We start from the raw sequence: 21,237 nt of genomic DNA, 5'->3' as shown, positions 1-21,237 counted from the left end.
TGAGCTGCTTGGAGCCATGGCCATCAAAATGGCCTCGTAAAATTTGTTTGATCTTGTTCATGGTAAGAGTGCGATTGGCCATGGGAATGCTTAATAGTTTGCACTCCTAACAGGACTTAAAAGCTTCCTATTCCATTCCAAAAAAATAACTTTTGACGGGGGGTAGTTTACATCACCAGCTGGGGGTCAATTTGCATCACCAGCTGGGGGTCAATTTAAATCGTCAACTGGGGGTCAACTTCATCATTTTTTGCAATAGACAAACGAGTTTTGAGATTTTTTTGATTTGGAGGTTTTCAAAAAGAAAAACATTCCGAAACTTGAATCTAACATGGCATTTTTTTTAACTATTAAACATACTAAAATGACGTTCATAACGCAAGATGTTCGATCTTGGAACATGTTCATATTCAGTTGGTTATCCATGTTTCGTTGCGTCTTTTTTTCTAAAAAAAATGACTCCACGGATGACGCAACTTAAATGGGGGGAATTTTGAAAAATTTGGTTGTTTTTTGACCAAAAATCAAAAAGCCCACCTCGTCATTCGAGGGGGCTTTTGAAAGAGTTTTAAACAAATATTTGATAAATAAAGTGCTCTGATTGCTCAATTTGGAACTTTTTAGATCTTTTTGCTTTTTCAGTTCTTTCAAAATCGAATCATGTAAAATCAATTTTGAAAGATATAACGATGAATTTAGTGCACCCGGAAGGATTCGAACCCTCAACCCTCGGAGCCGAAATCCGATATTCTATCCAGTTGAACTACGGGTGCATAAAGGGCTGATAAAGTATCAGCCCTGTTTTAAATATTTTAAGCGATTGCTGATTTTACTTTTTCAGCAGCTTCTTTCAAAGTGATTGCAGAAGATACTTTTAAGCCAGATTCGTCAATGATTCTTGCACCCTCTTCAGCATTTGTTCCTTGAAGTCTTACGATGATAGGAACGCTGATGTCTCCGATTGATTTGTAAGCTTCAACTACACCATTGGCAATTCTATCACATCTTACGATCCCACCAAATACGTTGATCAAGATGGCTTTTACATTTGGATCTTTCAAGATAATTCTAAAACCTGCTTCTACAGTAGTAGCATTAGCTCCTCCTCCTACATCAAGGAAGTTGGCAGGTTCACCACCAGAAAGTTTGATCATATCCATAGTAGCCATAGCCAGTCCAGCTCCATTTACCATGCAGCCTACGTTTCCGTCAAGCTTTACATAGTTCAAGCCTGATTCTCCTGCTTCTACTTCCAAAGGATCTTCTTCAGCCAAGTCTCTAAGATCAGCTAGGTCTTTGTGTCTGTAAAGTGCGTTGTCATCCAAGTTCACTTTGGCGTCTACTGCCAAGATCTTATTGTCTGATGTTTTCAATACAGGGTTGATCTCAAACTGTGAAGAATCAGTTCCTTCATAAGCTGCGTAAAGCGCAGTGATGAACTTCACCATTTCTTTGAATGCGTTTCCTTCCAAACCTAGTTTGAAAGCAACTTTTCTAGCTTGAAAACCTTGAAGTCCTACTTTTGGGTCGATCCATTCTTTGATGATCTTCTCTGGATGATTTTCTGCTACTTCTTCGATATCCATACCACCTTCTGTAGATGCCATGATTACGTTGCTACCTTTTGCTCTGTCAAGAAGGATAGATAGGTAATATTCTTTTGGTTCTGAATCACCTGGATAGTACACATCCTCAGCGATCAAGACTTTATTTACTTTTTTGCCCTCTGGACCTGTTTGGTGCGTTACCAATGTTCCACCAAGGATGTTTTTGGCTTTTTCAGCTACATCTTCCAATTTTTTGGCAAGTACCACACCATTGGAGTCAGTTTCTTGAACTTTGCCTTTACCACGTCCACCGGCATGGATTTGTGCTTTGATCACATACCATGAAGTGCCTGTCTCTGCATTGAGTTTCTTGGCTGCTTCGAGTGCTGCTTCAGGGGTCTCTGCTACGATGCCTTCCTGAATTCTAACACCATAACTCTTTAAAACTTCTTTTGCTTGATATTCGTGTATATTCATCCTTGTGAAATTTTTGCCCGAAGTTAAGCCCTTCGTCTTGATTTTTCAAGTTAAGTATGCCTCTTTTTGGTAAAATAATGGCATTTTTGAGGGAATCCTCGAATATGTTTTAATTTTGATCCTCAATCAATTTACACAATGCTGGAAGCTAAAGGAATAGAAAAATATTATGGAGATCTCCATGTGCTTAAGGGCGTGGATGTTATGATCAAAGCTGGAGAAGTAGTCTCCATCGTTGGAGCATCTGGTGCAGGCAAAAGTACCCTTTTGCATATTTTGGGAACCTTGGATGATGCAGATAAAGGCGAGGTCATTGTAGGTGATGTGGTGATCTCACAACTGAAAGGTGATCAATTGGCGGCTTACAGAAATAGGGAGATTGGTTTTATTTTTCAATTTCACAACTTACTTCCTGAGTTTACGGCTGAAGAGAATATCATCATTCCTGGATTGATTGCTGGTAGGGGGGAGAGAGAGTTGAAAAAAAGAGCTTTGGAACTCGCCTCGATTCTTGGTGTAAGTGGAAGATTAGATCATAAGCCTGCTGAACTTTCAGGTGGTGAACAGCAACGTATCGCAGTAGCGCGGGCACTGATCAATGACCCCAAGATTATTTTTGCAGATGAGCCTAGTGGAAACCTAGACTCCAAAAGTGCAGAGGATTTGCATCAGTTATTTTTCAAGTTGAGAGATGAATTTGGACAGTCTTTCGTCATTGTCACTCACAACCAAGAATTAGCTCAAATGGCCGATCGGATGCTGACCATGCAAGACGGAAAGATCATCTTATAGCGAATTGGCGTTGCTGCGGGGTTAAAAATTATTTTTAGGCATCATACCATCACATATAAAATATTTCCTAATGAAAATTACTTCCTGATTTTTAGCTTTCTGATTTATACGCTTGTTTGCCAGTAACTTCATTCTATTGGTTCATTCGGTTGCTGATGGTCAATATCCATAAGTATCCAACCCGCCTGCGTCGGGCAGGTATCAATAAATATCGGAAGTTAGATAAATCGGAATATTGTAATGTTATTGGCAAAGTTCCGTATATCCCTATTTAGTCTTTTGTATAATCAGAATGATACTGGTATTTTACCGAAAAGTTGAGATTGAACTATTACGAATGAATATTCCTTAAACATTCATTAATCATCCAAAATCTAAGCTCTTGAGCAAAAAAAGTGTACAGCACATGCTATTGGCGGGGTTTCTTTTTGCCCTGATGAATGTATCTGTCAAATTGATTCCGCATATCCCTGCGATAGAAATTATACTTTTCAGATCAGTGCTCAGTTTTTTTATGACTTATATCGCATTGAAGCGTATCAATGTACCACTTTTTGGAAAAAATAAACCATTATTGATCACAAGAGGAATAGCTGGGTCTGTGGGCTTGATGGCGTTTTTCTACAATCTACAGACCATTCCCCTTGCTAGTGCAGTTACGATCAATTACCTCGCACCGATTTTTACAACCATCTTGGGGATATTTATTGTCAAAGAAAAAGTAGCAAAAAGAAAATACATTTTCTTTGGAGTTAGCTTTGTTGGGGTGTTGATCATTGAGGGCTTTGACCCTAGGATTTCTGCTTTTGATCTTGGTGTGGGTCTGATTGCTTCTTTGGCGATGGGTGTGGCTTATAATGTGATTAGGAAACTGAAAAACTCAGAGCATCCATTGGTAATCATGTTCTACTTTCCCTTGATTACTACACCAATTGCGGCTATTGTTTCTTATTTTTTTTGGGTGATGCCTCAAGGCTGGGATTGGGTCGTACTCCTTACCGTCGGTGTACTTACCCAAGGTGCGCAATATTTCATGACCTTAGCTTATCAGAATGCTAATTTGTCGAAAGTTGCTAGTTTGAGTTATGTGGGAATAGTATATGCACTAGGTTTTGGTTTTTTGATTTTTGAGGAGACTTATAGTTTACTGACCTATTTGGGAATGATTCTCGTGTTAGCAGGAGTTTTGTTGAATGTAACCTCAAAAAAATAATCCTCAATTTCTTGAGGATTATTTGAAAACGGAGTAAGTCAGCAGCTTTTCAAATGGATGTGTTTGATTATGGTCTATTTCCTGGACCTTTAGGATTATTAGGGTTACCGTGTCCATTTTCATGGATACGGATTCTTATCTTAATATCAGTCAATTCTATGATTCTAGCTTTAATTTTTTCATAGATGGAAGAGTTAGTTTCAGGATTGATCAGCATCACGCCGTCAATGATTTCGGCATTTTCAAACTCCTCTGCGGATATATCATTGAACCATTTGATTGCGTGAAGCTCAACCAGCATGGTCGCTTTATCCAGTTGATCAAACTCTAAAGCCTCGTTTCGGTCTTTAGCTTCAAATTTCCCGTCGAAATTGAAAATTTCTCCATAAAGTTCGTATTTCACAGGGATTACCTCACCGAGGGAAGTTTCGAACTCACCAGCTAAGGATGCAGCAACATCATCAGGCGCCTGTACGATATCTAAATCAAACATGACCTGTCTATAAGATGCTCTTGGCATTCTGATATTGATGTCTTGTCCATTTTCATCATTGGTATAGACAATCCTCTTTGGTGTATCAGGGAAGTCAAAAGTAAAGTTTCTATCTAGGTTAGAACCTATGGGCAATTGACCAAGTACGCGTACGTCTAGCTTGCGGACGTTCATGACAGCTTCATTGATTGTAAGTCTGTTGAGTGTTCTGACATTACTGAAGTTGTCATCTTCTTCAGTTAGCGCAAAAGCTAAGTCTACTTCAACTGTTGTCGGAACAACATCTTCTACATTGAATTCGCAAGAAGCCATTGCTAAAAAAGCCCCTGCCAGTAGAAAATCATAAAAGATTGAATTATTTTTCATAATTGTGTTGGTTTAATAAGTAAAGCATTTGCTGATTACTCCATATTAACACCCTTGAACAAAAAATTAGCCTCAAATTCTAAAAAAGCAGGTGATGGGGCGAGAATCCCACATTCTGTTGACCATATCTTGTATTTCGGTATAACTTACTTGAAATAGTATGCTGATTATAAAAATGGATCTTTGTATAAAAAAAGCCCACTATTTGCGGGCCTTTTCAAAGATATAAACAACGTGAAAATTAAGGAAAACAAATATTAATCATATAATCAATTTCGGAGCTCAATTTCTATTTCTGATGATGCCTCAATTCTATCTCTGATTTTTCTATAAAGCTCTCTATTTTGATTATTTGAAATGATTAAAATACCATTGGTAAGAAGAGCATTTTCTAATTCAATCTCTGATATTTGGCCAAACCAATTAAGTACGTTGATTTCTAAGAGTGCAAGGGGATTATTTATTCTATCAACAGTAAAGTAACCACCATTTTTAGCTTCTAATTCAACTTCAAAGTCGATATCATCTCCGAAATGCTCAAACCTTAAGGGGACAATACTTTCATCAGCTTTTATAAAAGATCCAGCTAAAAAAATGGAGGGTTCATTTCTGTAATCAATCAGATCTAATTCGACTTCAATTTCCTCGTACTCACCTTCTGGGATATTGATGAAAAAATCTACTTCAGGATTGAACCGATCTAAACTTACCTTCTTGATGTCTCTAAATTTGATTTCAATTTCTTTTTCAAATCTACCATTCTCATTTCTACCCTCCATTTCAAGCTCCAATTCTTTTACCTGAATGAACCCATCTTCAATAGTTAATCTATTATCAAGAATTCTAGCGTTGGAATTGGTAGTTACATCATTCTTGATTAAAAGAGCAAAACCCAATTTTCCATCTCCTTGGCCAGGAATGTCGTCATTTTCGCTGCAAGACATACCAAACGTTGCTATAGCTATCAGCATAGCAGTTGTGATCCAATTAGAAATTTTTTCCATACCTTTTTATTTTATTTTCAACTTCAACTACAAAAAAATAGCCATAGTTTTTAAGAAAGTATTTTAAGGGTGAATTTTCTCAAATTGCACCAAAAAATATCAGATTATACTTCTAAATAGAATAGACCTAAATCAATGTATTCTTTTGATAAATCGGGTTTATTTATTTTTTAGCTCTAAATTTGAACCCAAAAAATAAACCTTATGAAAATCACCAAAGACCTGTATCAAGGTTCACTGGCACTTTTGACAGATTTTTATCAACTCACCATGGCTTATGCATATTGGAAGTCTGGTAAGGCAGAACAAGAGGCAGTATTCAATCTTTTTTTTAGAAAGCATCCTTTTCAAAGTGGTTTTACAATAGCAGCTGGTCTTGAGTATGTGGTAGATTTCTGCAACAATTTCTATTTCAAAGATGATGACCTGAGCTACCTTGGTCAAATGAAAAATGCCGACGGCAGCCCTGTATTCGAATCAACATTTTTAGCTTATTTGAAATCATTGAATTTCACATGTGATATTGATGCAGTAGAAGAAGGCACGGTGGTGTTTCCACATACCCCTTTGATCAGCGTAAAAGGTCCTTTGATACAATGTCAACTTCTCGAGACAGCCTTACTTAATATCATCAATTTCCAGACTTTAATCGCAACAAAATCTGCTAGGGTGGTACTAGCTGCAAAAGGCGACTCTGTATTGGAATTTGGTCTGAGAAGAGCGCAAGGAATCGATGGCGCATTAGCTGCTAGTAGGGCTTCTTACATTGGTGGTTGCGCTGCTACAAGTAATGTGATGGCTGGGAAGTTGTTTGGCATCCCAGTATCAGGTACACATGCCCATAGTTGGATCATGTCCTTTGATTCAGAATTAGAAGCTTTCAAAGCTTATGCAGATGCATTTCCTGAAAAATGTGTTTTCCTTGTTGATACCTATGACACGGTAGCAGGGATCAAAAATGCGATTGAGGTAGGAAAGATTCTGAGAGAGAAGGGTAAAGAGATGCTTGGTGTGAGAATTGACTCAGGTGATTTGGCTTATTTTTCAAATATAGCAAGAGAGATGCTCGATGAAGCGGGTTTTCAAGATGCTCAAGTGGTCGCAAGCAATGATCTAGACGAGCATATCATCACTTCTTTGAAAATTCAAGAAGCATCGGTCAGCGTTTGGGGAGTGGGTACAAAATTGGTGACAGCCTATGACCAGCCTGCTCTAGGGGCTGTTTACAAATTGGCTGCAATCAAAAATCAAAATGGAGTTTGGGAACCCAAAGTGAAGGTTTCTCAGCAATCCATTAAAACAAATATTCCAGGAAAACATCAGGTAAGTAGGTTTTTGAAAAACGGGAGGGCTGTAGCGGATATGATATTTTTGAAAGAATACATGGAGGGTAAAACTTCTACCACAATCATCGATCCGATTGACCCTACCAAAAGAAAGCGAATCAATTTTGAAGATTTTGAGGAAATCAATCTACTAAAACCGATTTTTAGAAAGGGTACCCAAGTATATGATTGTCTCAAGATAGATGCCATCAAACAAAATGCTCAAGATAACCTAATGTACTTCGATAAGACACACAAAAGATTGACGAATCCGCATGTCTATCCAGTGGGATTAGAGGAAAGTCTCTATCAACTTAGAACAGCGCTTGTTTTCAAAATGAAGAACTATGACAAATAATAAAAAAATCATTTTTTCCACGCAGACTTATGGCTATCTCAGAGATAGAGTTTTAGCTACTGGGAATTTTGATAAAGGACTAATAGAAGTCAAGCGATTTCCAGATGGAGAGCGCTATCAACGGATTTTGACCGATGTATATGAAAGAGACGTAGTAGTAATAGGAGGAACAATTACCGATTCAGATACACTAGAAATATATGACTTAGCTTACGCTTTGATCAAATATGGCGCAAAATCAATTTTTGTGATCTTTCCCTATTTTGGTTACTCGACCATGGAGCGTGCAGTCAAAAAAGGAGAAGTAGTCACTGCTAAATCGAGAGCAGTGATGTTTTCGTCTCTACCTAGAACTAGTCAAGGCAATCATTTCATGTTTTTCGACCTGCATTCTGAGGGTATACCGCATTATTTTGAAGGTCAAGTTTTGATCAATCATGTTTACTGCAAATCAATTGTGACCAAAGTAGCTTTAGAATTGGCTGCGCCAGGTTTTGTAATGGCTTGTACTGATGCGGGTAGGGCCAAGTGGGTTGAGTCATTGGCAAATGATATGGGCGTAAATGCCGCCTTTGTATTCAAGAGAAGAGTTTCTGGAGATAAAACGGAAGTAACCAGCATCTCAGCAGATGTAGAAGGCAAAGATGTGGTTATCTATGACGATATGATTCGTACAGGTGGCTCTTTGATCAATGCTGCCAAAGCATATAAAGAAGCTGGTGCGAACAAGATATTTACGATTACTACACATGGTCTTTTTACCAATGATGCACTAACAAAAATAAAAGCTTCTGGTGTAATAGAAAAAGTAATTACAACTGATACACATATCAATAGTTATGCCTTGGAATCTGAATTATTGAGAGTTGAGACCATAGCGGATTTGATAGTGGAGGAGTTGAAGTAAGATATAAGATGCAAGAAACAAGACATAAGATATAAGACTTAATAATAAAAGTGAAAATACAATCAACCACGTAGTGGTTAAACTTTCAATAGCCCCGTATGAAATGCGGGGAACAAAGATTATTGATAGGAACGACAACCCTGGTAAGGGTTGAACTTCTTTAAATTAAAGAAAAGACGGGATCTATTTTCAGTACTTAACAAAGACTCAAAATAATACCTAAATTCTTAAAATGGATAAAACACAAAGAAAAACATGAAAGCTTTAATCATTGTAGATGTACAGAACGATTTTATTCCAGGTGGTGCACTAGCTGTGGCAGAAGGAGATCAGATCGTCCCTATAATCAATCAATTGCAGGAGAAATTTGACTTTGTCGTAGCTACACAAGATTGGCACCCAGCAGATCATGGAAGCTTCGCTGCCAATCATCCCGGTAAGGAGATCGGTGAATTTATTAAACTCAACGGAGTCAATCAGATACTTTGGCCAGTACACTGTGTACAAGGCTCAGATGGCGCAGAGTTTCACAAAGACCTCAAACGTGACCAATGGAAGGCTATTTTTCAGAAAGGAATGAACCCTCAGGTAGATTCTTATTCTGGTTTTTTTGATAACAATAAGCAGGGAGATACTGGCCTAAGTAAGTTTCTCAGAGATCATGGAGTAGATGAGATTTTTGTTTGTGGATTGGCAGAAGATTACTGTGTGAAGTTTACAGTTTTGGATGGGCTTGAAGAGGGGTTCAAAGTTCATTTGATCTTAGATGCTACCCGAGCAGTCAATATACATCCAGATGATTTTGCCAAAGCAATGATCGAAATGGAAAATGCTGGAGCTATCATCACACATTCGGAATCCATAGACTGAACTATGTGATTCTTGGTACATATTAGAGCGGAGTATGGATGTAATTTTGTGTGCTTAAGATAAAATAAGAACACATAAATTACATGAAAAAGTTAGTCATTTTCATACTTTTTGCTTTGCTCAGTATGCACACTTCATTGCTCAAAGCACAAAGTTTTCGTGGAGGCGAAAATAATATCATTGGCTGGTATGCTACATTTCTGACTAAAGCTATTGATGAAAAGTGGGGTCTCCATGGTGAGTTTCAGTGGAGAAGAGATGATATAGTTCAACAGAGCCAACAAAACCTATTTAGGGCAGGACTTAATTATAAAATTCATCCGCAAGTAATTTTGCGTGGAGGGATTGCATACATTGATACCTATCCCTATGGAGGAGTTCCTATCCAAAGCGCTGGGAAAGTCTTCCCCGAATATAGAATTTTTCAAATGGTGCAGGTCAATAATCCCCTCGGTAAGGTTAATCTTATGCATCGGTTTATGTTGGAGCAGCGTTGGGTGGGGGTTTTTAAAGACCCAAAATCACAGAAGTCAGATGAAAATGTCTATCTAAATAGAGCGCGATATATGGCTAGGGTGGATGTTCCAATCAAGAAAGTGCAAAACAAAAATTCACCCTATTTAGCAGCCTACGATGAAATCTTGATTGGTTTTGGGAAAAATGTGAATCAAAATATTTTTGATCAGAATAGGATTGGATTGTTATTTGGCCTAAAAATCAATCACTTGATTCGATCTGAAATAGGATTCATTAGCCAAACAATTCAATTTGGTAGATTAATCAATTCTCAAGAGTTTATCCAGCAAAACAATGGATTGATTTGGAACACCTATTTGTCTCTTTAAATTTTAGAATCTAAAACAAGGGATAATCGTACTTCTTCTGTTTCTTTGATTTGGATCTCCGAAGAGGAATGAATACCGAATGGATATTTCATGAGCTCCAGCGGATTGCAAATTGCCCATTTTGGACAAGGTGAAATCATAGCTGTAACCTATATCAAGCCCGCTTTCTAAGGTAAGTCCTATTAATCCGGCTATGGACTCATTATTTGGCAGGGCATACTTGACTGGGAATCCTCTGTACCAAATTCCTAATACCAAAGGTTGAATAAAAAACTGAGTTCCAATGTCTAATTGATTGAATGGAGCTTGATGCTTGTAATTGAATGCAAACATTGCTGCTCTTTCCTGACGGGTATTGCTGTAAAAATTATTGATCAGTCCTTCGCCAAGATCGATTTTGATGCCCCCATGAGCAGAAAGGCGCACTGGAAGTCTGCTGATATTGCCATCTATGAATGAAGTGTTGGGTTGAGAAAGGTGGTGTCCAGAAACTCCAAACCATATTGTCTCTGAGTTGAATAACAAACCAAAATTGTAATCCATGAAATCATGTCTGTAATCATCACTGAGAAACTCACCACTATTGTTGCCAATAGTTCCTGAATTGATGTCAAGCTGGTTACCAAATACCAAATCACCAAAATAGGCATCCCTAGATACATAACTCACTTGGCCTCCAACCCTTAAATAAGAACCAAAACCAAGCTTAATTCTATAGGAATAAGTCAAGCCTACTTCATTGTTTGCCAGTTTGGCTTTACTTTCTCTATTGGCATTGAAAATCAATCCAATGCCAGAGTTGATATCAAACATGTAGTGATCAATATATGCTGAATAGGAGTTGAAGGAATGATCAAGTCCTGGCCATTGATTCCTATAATTAGCACCAACCCTCGTCAATTCAGAAGCTCCCGTAAATGCTGGATTAAGATACATTGGAGCAGCATAGAATTGGGTGTACTGCACATCTTGACCACTGACACCTATAGCCAGCGTTATGAAAAATAGGAAAAGTATAATTTTTTTCATGCTTGTACGATTTTTAAAATTTATCAATTGACAAGAGTAAATACACCTGTACGCGAACCAGTCTCACCATCTTCAGCCGTAAATACTAGTTTGTACACATAGTTGCCATTCGGACTCATTTTTCCATTGAGTTTACCATCCCAGCCCTCATCTCTATTATCGAGATTAGAGTAGATCAATTCTCCCCATTTATTGAAAATGTAAAACTCGTAGTTGGCGATCCCTCTCATCTTTGGGAAGAAGGTATCATTTACACCATCTCCATTAGGTGTGAAAGCATTTGGAATCATGATTCTATAAGAAGCTAAAACTTCTATTTCTAAAGTGGATTCTGAAATACATCCATAGATATCAAAGGTCTTTAGAGAAATAGTGTATGTGCCGGGTCTTCTATAAGTGTGAGTTGGGTTTTGGTTAGTGCTATTATTACCATCACCAAAATTCCATTCCCATGCGATGACATTACCTAAAGTCCGATCGATGAACATGACTTCATCATTTACCAAGATTTCTCCTGCTGTACCTAGGGATGGTATGGTGTAGACGAAGTCTGATGATGTAAAAACTAATGGCATTTCCACCATGATAGAAAGTTCTACCTGACAGCCATTAGCATCTCTTACAATAGCAGAAACTTCTCCGCTTTCGTAGAATTTAGTTTCGGTATCATTGACATCCCCATTGTACCACCAGATGTCATATTGACCTGCTCCACCGTCGATTTCTAGCCAAGCAATTCCGGTAAGTTCTTGATTTTCGCAGTCTACATCAAAACGATGGAGGAGCCTTGCTTCTAGATTTTCTGGTTGACGGATTTCAAAAGATTTTTCAATGATACAGTTATTGTCATCAATGACAGTCACTTTATAGGAACCTGCGGTTAGATTTGATCTATTGAAGCTTTCTGAATCAGGATCATCTGACCAAATGATCCTATAAGGTTGAATTCCACCACTGATATTCAAATTGATGAATCCTTGTGCGTCACCAAAGCAAAGTAATTCCTCAGAATGATCACTTTCAATTTCCAATGGTTCAGGTTGAGAAATGCCAAAGCTTCCCCCAGTACTACATCCATTGCGGTCTGTAATGATTACAGTATACATTCCTGGCGCAAGGTTTCTAGGGTTTCTACCATTGAATCCATGCGACCATTGATAAGAGTATGGAGCTGTACCACCATTGATATCTAATTGGATGCTACCATCATTTGCTCCATGGCAAGAAATATTATTGACAGTTTCAGAGAATGTGAGCAGCTCAGGTTCACGTAGATTGTAAGTGGCAGTAGTATTACAGCCTGTCGCATCTCTGACAGTTACCGTATAATTACCTGCTCTAAGACCAGTGGCAGTTGTTTGATTCATTAATCCATGACTCCATTCAATTTCGAATGGTCCCATTCCGCCAGCAATAGAAATAGCTATTGATCCATCGCTGCCTCCAAAACAAGAAACTCCTTGAATATTGTCTAGCCTTACAGCCAAGTTGAGAGGAGGGAAGATTTCTATTTCTTCTACTATAGAACATCCAGCGGCATCTGTCACTGTAAGGGTATATATGCCTGGAACTAAATTGGAGAGTGTTGGGCTGCTTGAACCTGTGGACCAATTGTATATATAAGGAGCGACACCTCCAGTGACATTGGCGGTCACTTCTGCTCTTCCGCCAGATGCACAGATTGCCGTAGTACCTTCCAAAGAAAGCTGAAGTCCAGGAGTAGGATCTTTGACTTCTACCTCAGCTTCTACGATACAGCCATTGGAATCTGTTACCAGCACTGAATACATGCCAGCAGGTACATTTAGAAGCGATGAAGCAGTGGAGCCATTGGACCAGAGGTAAGTGTATGGTGCTGTGCCTCCATTGACATCTAAAATCACCTCAGTATCATCACTTGGGTTACAAAGTTCAGTATTGCTCGTGGCTATTACCGTCAATTCTTCCGCAGGTTCTGTGATAACAAAAGTCTCACTCGCAAAGCAAGTATTTTCGTCAAATACAAAAACAGTATACAAACCTGCTCTCAAGTTGCTGATTTCTCTGCCTTGGTCGCCATTTGACCAAAGAATTTGGTAATCGCCAGTTCCTCCTGAGATGCTAAGATTGATGCTACCATCATTTCCAAACTTACAGGACACATCATTCAAATCGCTTGCGACGATTTGAATAGGTTCTGGGCTGCTGATTTCAATACTTTCTATCAAAACACAGCCATTGGAATCTGTTACCTCCACTTCATAATTACCAGCTATTTTATTGGTGATAGATCGAGTATTCTCTCCAGAGGACCACTGATAAGTATAAGGGCCAGTTCCTCCTGTTACAATCAAGTCAATTCGTCCATTAGTCTCTCCAGCACATCTGATATTAGAAATAAATGGAGTTATAGTCAAAGGCTCAAAAGGACCTGGGATGATAAATGTTCGACTGATTGTACAACCTCTAATGTCGGTAATTTCAGCACTGTATTCACCGGCGGCTACTCCGTCAAGTACATTTCCTTGGGCGATTTCATTATTGAATGAATCATACCAAATGACCGTACTAGAACCACTTCCTCCACTGATATTTAAGGTGATTGTACCATCGACACCTCCAAAACAACTTACAGGATTGATTTGACTAGTTGCATTTAATGGGCTTGGTTGCTCAATCATGATACGCTCTCTGATCAAGCAGCCATTAGCATCAATGACTACGACTTCATAGTTGCCTGGTAGTAGGCCAGTTCTATTCGTTTCTGTACTTCCATCAGACCACCTGATGTCAAATGGAGCCGTGCCACCTTGGATAGTGACGCTAGCTTGACCATCATTGGAACCAAAACAACTGATGGGTGTGATGTCAAGTATTAATTCAAGTGGCTCTGGTTCAGTGATCTCCACGTCAATCGTAGGGGATACACAACCCTTGCTGTCCATTGCATAGACTTGGTAAGTGCCTGCACCAAGTCCTGAAATATCCAAAGAATTGTATTGATTACCATCTACAAACAAGATGTATCCGCCATTACCACCGGTAGCAGCAATTAGAAAACCACCATTTTGCTCATTATGACAACTTACAGAAGTGATACTATCAATAGTAATGAAAATTGGATCTACATTCTCTATATCGAAATATTCTGAAAGTAAACAACCGTTTTCATCTTGGACGATCAATTGATAATTTCCAGGACTAAGGTTTGATACGCTTGCATTGTTGCCTACCACATTTCCTGATGCATCAAGCCATTGATAGGTATAGATTCCTGTACCTCCTTTTATACTGACCGTTATGGTTCCATCACTTCCATCATGACAACTTACATTTTCGAGTTCAACTTGATTGATTTCAATGGGTAGAGGATTGGTGATAGTGATGATTTCAGACCAATAACAGCCTTTTTGATCACGGACTTCCAAGGTATAGGTGCCAGGAAGTAAGTCTTCAAAAATGATATTACCGCTGGCTCCAACAGGAACAAAAGTGCCATCAAAGGCAGCTTCATATTCACCATTTCCTCCGAAAATATCCAATTGAATATTGATAAGGTCGTTGTGACAGAGGACTGCTGTAGGATAGGTTAAGGTAGCTCCAAGAGCCTGTTCAGGCTGACTTATTGTAATTGAAATAACTTCGGAAGGACAACCTCCACTCACAGCAAATGCTTCATAAGTACCAGCACTCAAGCCAGACACTTCTGTGCCGTTGATCAATTGTCCATTGAAATAGATTTGATAGCTAGAAGCTGGTCCACCAGATGGGGAGAAGCTAATAGTACCATCATTACCTTGATAGCAGCTCACTTCCGTGGAGGTAAAGTCTAAAACTGTCTCTGATGGCTGCTCGAGTACTATGCTTTCCACAACTGGTGGGCAGCCGCCATTATCCGACAAGGTATATGTATAGGTTCCAGCTTTCAAACCATTGATCCTGAATTGATCCTCAAACTGATCTAACTCGACGAAATCTACTCCATTTGCTGCATATTCCCACAGGATGCTAAAAGGTGCTCTACCTCCTGTTGCTTGAACTGTGATTGATCCATCGCCGTCGTAACATTGTATTGGTGTAAAAGTACTATTGACTTGGATTGGGAATGGCTGTGTCAGTACCACTGGAGGGATAGTCAGCAAGCAGCCATTGTTATCTTCTATCGTGAATCCATAGGGAATGTTTGCTTCCAATCCTGAGAAGGTAATAAGTTCGTCTGCTTGCGCTATCTGTGTAGCGCCTAGGAATGTGATGGTATAGGGTGCTGTCCCACCTGCAAGTGAGAATGATATTTCTCCATCATTAGACTCGAAGCAAGAAAGTTGAGTGCTTGTAAAGCCAGCATAATTCAGTGGAGCATCAGGCTGATTGATGCTGATGGTGATTTCTTCAGAAATACATCCATTGATATTGTCTAGTGCATAGACTTGGTAAGCTCCAGCGATAGCTGGGAAAGTATTTCCAAAGATTTGGTTGCCATTGACAAAGAATGTGAAATTGCTCGAGCCTGGACGGCTTGCGCTGAGATTCACTAGCGTGTTACCACCAAAACATAAGATATCATCTGCTGTGAAATCTATAGCAACTGCTAAACCATCAGGGATCTCCACAATTTCAGAGAATACTTCACAATTATTCGCATCAGTAGCACTGTAGCGATAGCTCCCAGCAGCGATCCCCTGAAGCTGATTGCTGGTTTCAGTTAGCAACTCCCAGTTTCCGGTGTCTGTATCTAATTTTTCCCAAGTATAACTGTATGGGGTAGTGCCTCCAGAGAGGAATAATCGGATAAAGGTAGTCCCTCCTGGGCAGGCAATCTGACCAACCTCAATGTCAAAAATTAGGTCGGCAGGCTCCGTTATTTGGAAGGTGGCGATTGCCTGACAGTTACCGTTTTCATCTAATACTTCAATAGTATAGCTACCAGCTCTCAGATCATCAAAAGTGATCTCTGATAGCGGGTCGACTTCACCGGCAGAGACACTGTAACCATTATTTCCACTCAAACTAAAGGAATATGGAGCTGTCCCGCCGAGGATTTCGAAGGAAACTTTACCGTCATTCCCTTCAAAGCAGGTAGTATTTTCAATAAGGAGGTTAAGGATCTCTAAAGGTCTATCAGGTTGGGTGATTTCTATGGTTTGTATGCTAGATTCACAGCCTTGACTGTCCACCAATTGGATGCTGTAGTTTCCAGCAGGGAGATTGCTAAAGTTAGTTTGAACCCCCCTGTTGATACCATTCAAGAATACGTTGTAAGTTCTGTTGGTTTCAAGGATAATATCTTGTACCATAATGGATCCCGTATGATCACCAAAACAAAGGATGTTTACCTGCGACAAATCAAACTCAGGGCGTTGAATAGGTGAAATCTCTAGTGTTCCACTTTGTGTGCCGCAACCCACATCTTCCAGTGTCCAAGTGTATACTCCAGGAACTAGATTTTCAAAATCATAACTTCCTGTTATGATATCGTTTACAGTGTTGGTGTAACTGTTAGGTCCTGATAGCGTGAGCGTTTTTCCTGCGCTTCCTCCATTGACTTGAATAGTGATCCTACCCAAATCATCAAAACAAACCAACTGTTCAACTTGGGTAGTGATTACTATTTCCGCGGGCTCAGCAATGATGATGTCTTCAGAATCGATTGTACAGGCATTGTCATAAGTAAAGCGGACAAAGTAGGTTCCAGCTTGCAGGTCGTCCAATTGAGCTTCGGTGATAGGATTCAAAACTCCTGTAAATTCTCTTTTGAACCACTGGAATGTGATTCCTGTAAAGTCTCCAAAAGTTTCGAAATGAATAACACCATCATTGCCACCAAAACAACTTACATCTTGGATTTTCTCGATGTCATAGATCGGTTGGTTAGGATTTTGGATATCGACAGCACGAGTGACCTCACAGCCTTGGCTATCTCTCACGGTTACTAGGTAGTTGCCTGCGGCTAGGTTAGCGATGATATTACTCGTCAACGGTGTCTGATCACCTTCTACTTCTATGAAAAATTCATAGCCGGGACTACCTCCTGAGGCAGATATGGCAATGATTCCGTTGTCATTGTCACAGGTAGGGTCTTGTGCGCTGATATTGAGCTGAAGTGGGCTAGCAGGACCAGATAAGGTGATGATTCTGCTAGCCGTACATACACTTCCATTGCCATATTCTACCCTGTAGACACCAGGGGTTATATTATTTAAAACTGTCGTGTTGGTGGCCACAACGTCATTCTCTGGAAGTCTATACCATGTACTACTAAAACTGGCATCTCCTCCGATGAATTCTACTTCAATTCGGCCATCATCAAATTCACAAGTAGGGCTTTGCGTTTCGATCAAATTGATCTCGATTGGGGCAGGTTGTGCCACCTCAATATTTTCTAGTCTTATCACGCAGCCTCTCGCATCTGTGACAGTTACAGCATAAAAGCCAGCACTCAGATTTGTTGCATTTTGATTGATAAAACCATGATCCCAATTGTATGAATAGGGGAAGGTGCCTCCTGAAACAGCAATATTGATACGTCCGTCATTTCTTCCAAAACATGATACATCATCTATGCCAGTGACATTGATGATCAATTCATCAGGTCCCACAAGATCAATCTCTCTTTCTGCTGAACAGCCATTGGCATCTGATACCAGCATTTTGTAAGTGCCTGCTGGGATACCTGTCAAGGAAAGTCCTGTACCAGGAAATCCTTCAAAATCACCTGATGAATTGAGTCTTTGCCAAGAAATATTGTAAGCAGGTGCACCACCAAATACCTGCATTTGGATAGCGCCATCATCTGAGTCTGGACAGGATGGAGCAGTAGAGTTCAACGTAGAAATCTGAATACCTGTATCTGGTTGCTCGACAAGGATGTCTACCAATTCCTTGAAGCATCCATTGCTATCTGTTACCCTTAATCTATACAATCCAGCGCCAATGTCACTGATGTTTTGCTGATTGGATGTGAACCCATTTGGTCCAGTCCAACTGTAAGTCAATGTACCCGTACCTCCTGATGCATTGATATTGATGGCGCCAGTTTCTTCGCCAAAACAAAGGATATTTGTAGGGTTACCATCAAGGGCAAGATTAATATCAGGGGTTGGGGCAATAGAGAAAGTTTGCTGTGCATAACAGAATTCATCTAGCAAATCTATTACTCTGACAGTATAGTCGCCTGGACCTACATTAGAGAGGTTTTGGTTAGTAGAAATGACTGTAGAAAAATCTCCTGCTCTATACCATTCTACTTTAAGATTTCCTGATCCACCACCAATATTGATTTCAATAGAACCATTTTGTTGCCCAAAACATGTTTCTTGATATGAAGCAACAAAATCAAGCTGAATAGGAGGTGTCGTATTGATATCAAAAGTAAAGTTATCTACGGTACAGCCACTATCATCTCTTACTTCTATGGTATTTCCTGTGCCTGCTGGAAGATTTGGGATAGTTATATTGCCGTTGCTAGTCAATGTGAATGCTCCACCATTCAATGAATAAGCGTATGGAGTGCGCCCTCCAGAAACGGTAAAAGAGACGCTACCATTAGTACCATTGAAGCATGTTACCGGAGTAGTGGTAGGAGAGGATACATTGAGAGGATTAGGCTCTGTAATGGCATACTCGTACTCATCAAAGCAACCATTTTCATCTGTTACAATGATCTTGTATTCTCCTATACCTAGATCTGTCAGGTTTAGTGAATTTGCTCCAGTGATGTCTTGATATGTGTCTGAAATCTTCTCTTGCCATTGCACGCTTAACAAACCTGTACCACCAGACGCAGTTAATCCTAATATGGACCCATCCTCTTGTCCAAAACAAGAAATGTTGTTCAGTTGGACATTGCTTCTATTGATGATGACTCTGCTAGGTGAGCCAATGGTGATGTTGCGTGAGATATTACAATTGACCCCATAGCTGATAGTAGCCACATAGTTACCAGCTTGAAGACCATTGAAGGTAACATCATTACCAACCTGAGTCTGACCAGCGACGGAGACAGTATAGCTATCTGATCCACTTACTTGTATCCTCACACTGCCATCATCTCCACCAAAGCAAGTCACATTGTTTTCATCAATGATCAAATTAGGTGCAGGAGGAGCAGTGATGACTACATTGAATGTCCTCGAACATCCCCCTGAATCAGTAACCGTCACCGAAATGGATCCAGCTGGAAGGTCCACGGCAGTAGCAGATGATTGATTCCCAACTCCCCATTGAATAGTGTAGCCTCCGTAGCCACCTTGGATATTGCTGATTTCAGCAATACCATCATTGGATCCTGCACAGGTGAGGTTTTGCAGTACATTTACATCGGCCGTGATTTCGGCAGGTGGGCCTATGATTTCGACTTCTCTACGGATGGTACACCCACCCTCATCCGTAATATCCACCCAATATTCGCCTGGAGCTAGATTATTAATCTGAGATGTGGTCGCTCCATTGCTCCAAAGAAAGGTGTAATCTCCCCATCCGCCAGAAGGCATTGCTGTTGCACTACCACTATTCACCCCAAAACAAGCAATGTCTGATTTGGTAATGTTTGCTGAAATTGGAGAGTCAGGTCCATCAATAGTAACAGTAAATGACTGTATACACTCGGGATAGTCTATTCCACCATGTCGAGTAGTGATGGTGTAGGTGCCTGCCTGGAGGTTTTCAAATAAATAATCCCCATCAGTTGCACCAATCGAAACGCTAATATTGTCGTAAATTACCGTATTTGCACTGTTTGTGATAGTTACAAACACCTCATTGGGTAGAGGAGAAAAATCCGTAAAGTTTCTGCTCACTTGAAAAAGAATGCTCCCATCATTCTCTCCAAAACATGTGATTGCAGTTGGAGAAGCATCGAATACTAAAAGTACCTCGTCGACAATTGAAAATGGTAATTCTTCTGGACAGTCTTCAAATCTAAAGTCATCAGAGATCTCTAAGATATAATCTCCCACTGGAAGCCCATCATACCTTACTTGGCCTCCTGGCGCCACAGTCCATGGGTTGACATAGCCACCAGAAGCTCTTCTGATCCTAAATCTTACTTCTCCTGCTGCGTCCAAAACATTGAAAGCAATGCTGCCATTGTCTTCACAGGTCACTGGAAATGCTCCCAAATTAGCTCCTTCTTCAAATTCGATAGGCTCTATTTCCTCTAATTCTACTTCAGTAAGTTCAATACAACCATTGGCATCTATAACTTCAATCAGATAGGTACCAGCAGGATATCCTGTGAGGTTGATAGTCCTTCCTGGTAAGTTGACACTATTTACTAAGACATTTTGGTCATTGAATATATTAATGCTAAAGGGTGCAATCCCATTTTCTATATTTCCTATTATCCGTCCAAAAGTAGTTCCTTCACATTCTTGATCTTCTAATATTTCTATGTCTAGGATGAAGTTTGAAGATTCACTAAATACAAATGTGGCAGACCTAGAATTGTTATCTGAATCAGTAACTGTTACAGTATATGTACCGCTCTGTGCCTGTGTTAGTATACTTGTCTGAGTTGGATCTAAATTCGCATCTACCTGAACTTCATTACCTTCAAAAGTCCAAACGTAAGTGTAAGGGGGAACGCCTCCTCTTACTCTATATTCAGCCGTTTTTTCACATTCTCTTATTGAGTAAATGTCTTGTATAAGAGATTGAGCTAAACTTTTATTAAAAAGAGTAGCAAGAGACATTAGTAATAGAAAAATATGTGCTATCCTGTAAATTTTCTCCATATAAAATTTTTACTCAATTACGAATATTGTATCTGGATTAGATGACTAGATTAACTATGTTTTATACTAGTTTTTGTTGTTTTTTGACTATCTATTAATGACGTATAAAACATGAATTTTGCTTTTGATAATTACGAAATGATATTTATGTATTTCATAATCAATAAAATACTATTTTAAATTTTGATGATTTGAGATAATAAAATGAATTAATCTGAATATTCAAAAAATAATATTTTATACTTTTTTAATTTTATAAATATGACCTTGAATAAATGTGAAAAAAGTAGTTTTCAAATGC

General features: G+C 39.4%; 11 protein-coding genes and 1 tRNA gene. 6 read left to right on the top strand and 6 right to left on the bottom strand.

What is annotated here, in order from left to right; all coding sequences use genetic code 11:
* Nucleotides 1-699: 699 nt before the first annotated feature.
* Together BW935_RS09965 and sucC are read right to left on the bottom strand one after the other, a co-directional pair.
* Nucleotides 700-773: transfer RNA gene (locus BW935_RS09965), tRNA-Arg, on the bottom strand.
* A gap of 39 nt (nt 774-812) precedes the next feature.
* Entirely contained in the window at nt 813-2,024 is a 1,212-nt protein-coding gene (gene sucC / locus BW935_RS09960) for an ADP-forming succinate--CoA ligase subunit beta (protein WP_076501081.1), read from the bottom strand.
* A 138-nt stretch (nt 2,025-2,162) separates the two neighbouring features.
* Between sucC and BW935_RS09955 the strand changes: the two genes are divergently transcribed.
* A complete protein-coding gene (locus BW935_RS09955; RefSeq protein ID WP_076501079.1) occupies nt 2,163-2,816 on the top strand; it encodes an ABC transporter ATP-binding protein in 654 nt (217 codons plus the stop codon).
* 406 nt (nt 2,817-3,222) lie between these two features.
* Entirely contained in the window at nt 3,223-4,029 is an 807-nt protein-coding gene (locus BW935_RS09950) for a DMT family transporter (protein WP_076501069.1), read from the top strand.
* Between the two features lie 67 nt (nt 4,030-4,096).
* On the opposite strand, the gene BW935_RS09945 is transcribed toward BW935_RS09950, so the two are convergent.
* Nucleotides 4,097-4,888, bottom strand: a complete 792-nt coding sequence (locus tag BW935_RS09945; RefSeq protein WP_076501068.1) for a hypothetical protein — start codon at nt 4,886-4,888, stop codon at nt 4,097-4,099.
* A 269-nt stretch (nt 4,889-5,157) separates the two neighbouring features.
* Nucleotides 5,158-5,892, bottom strand: coding sequence for a hypothetical protein (locus BW935_RS09940; protein WP_245802681.1), 735 nt, complete (start codon nt 5,890-5,892; stop codon nt 5,158-5,160).
* 204 nt (nt 5,893-6,096) lie between these two features.
* Between BW935_RS09940 and BW935_RS09935 the strand changes: the two genes are divergently transcribed.
* The 4 genes from BW935_RS09935 (at nt 6,097) to BW935_RS09920 (ending at nt 10,197) form a co-directional block, all read left to right on the top strand.
* A complete protein-coding gene (locus BW935_RS09935; protein WP_076501066.1) occupies nt 6,097-7,575 on the top strand; it encodes a nicotinate phosphoribosyltransferase in 1,479 nt (492 codons plus the stop codon).
* Nucleotides 7,565-8,482, top strand: a complete 918-nt coding sequence (gene prs / locus BW935_RS09930; RefSeq protein WP_076501065.1) for a ribose-phosphate diphosphokinase — start codon at nt 7,565-7,567, stop codon at nt 8,480-8,482. The genes BW935_RS09935 and prs overlap by 11 nt, the downstream gene beginning before the upstream one ends.
* 255 nt (nt 8,483-8,737) lie before the next feature.
* The gene (pncA, locus tag BW935_RS09925) at nt 8,738-9,352 is read left to right on the top strand and encodes a bifunctional nicotinamidase/pyrazinamidase (protein WP_076501063.1); all 615 of its coding nucleotides are present in this window, start codon (nt 8,738-8,740) and stop codon (nt 9,350-9,352) included.
* A gap of 83 nt (nt 9,353-9,435) precedes the next feature.
* Nucleotides 9,436-10,197, top strand: coding sequence for a DUF2490 domain-containing protein (locus BW935_RS09920; protein ID WP_076501062.1), 762 nt, complete (start codon nt 9,436-9,438; stop codon nt 10,195-10,197).
* A gap of 3 nt (nt 10,198-10,200) precedes the next feature.
* Here the strand turns inward: BW935_RS09920 and BW935_RS09915 are convergent, their stop codons facing one another.
* Together BW935_RS09915 and BW935_RS18210 are read right to left on the bottom strand one after the other, a co-directional pair.
* Nucleotides 10,201-11,226 (bottom strand): PorP/SprF family type IX secretion system membrane protein, encoded by a 1,026-nt coding sequence (locus BW935_RS09915; RefSeq protein ID WP_076501061.1) that lies wholly within the window; start codon nt 11,224-11,226, stop codon nt 10,201-10,203.
* A 23-nt stretch (nt 11,227-11,249) separates the two neighbouring features.
* Nucleotides 11,250-20,936 (bottom strand): T9SS type B sorting domain-containing protein, encoded by a 9,687-nt coding sequence (locus tag BW935_RS18210; protein ID WP_139325529.1) that lies wholly within the window; start codon nt 20,934-20,936, stop codon nt 11,250-11,252.
* Nucleotides 20,937-21,237: the final 301 nt, after the last annotated feature.

The organism is Belliella pelovolcani (assembly GCF_900156785.1).
GTDB classification, from domain to species: domain Bacteria; phylum Bacteroidota; class Bacteroidia; order Cytophagales; family Cyclobacteriaceae; genus Belliella; species Belliella pelovolcani.
This window is presented reverse-complemented; position numbering and strand designations above follow the sequence as displayed.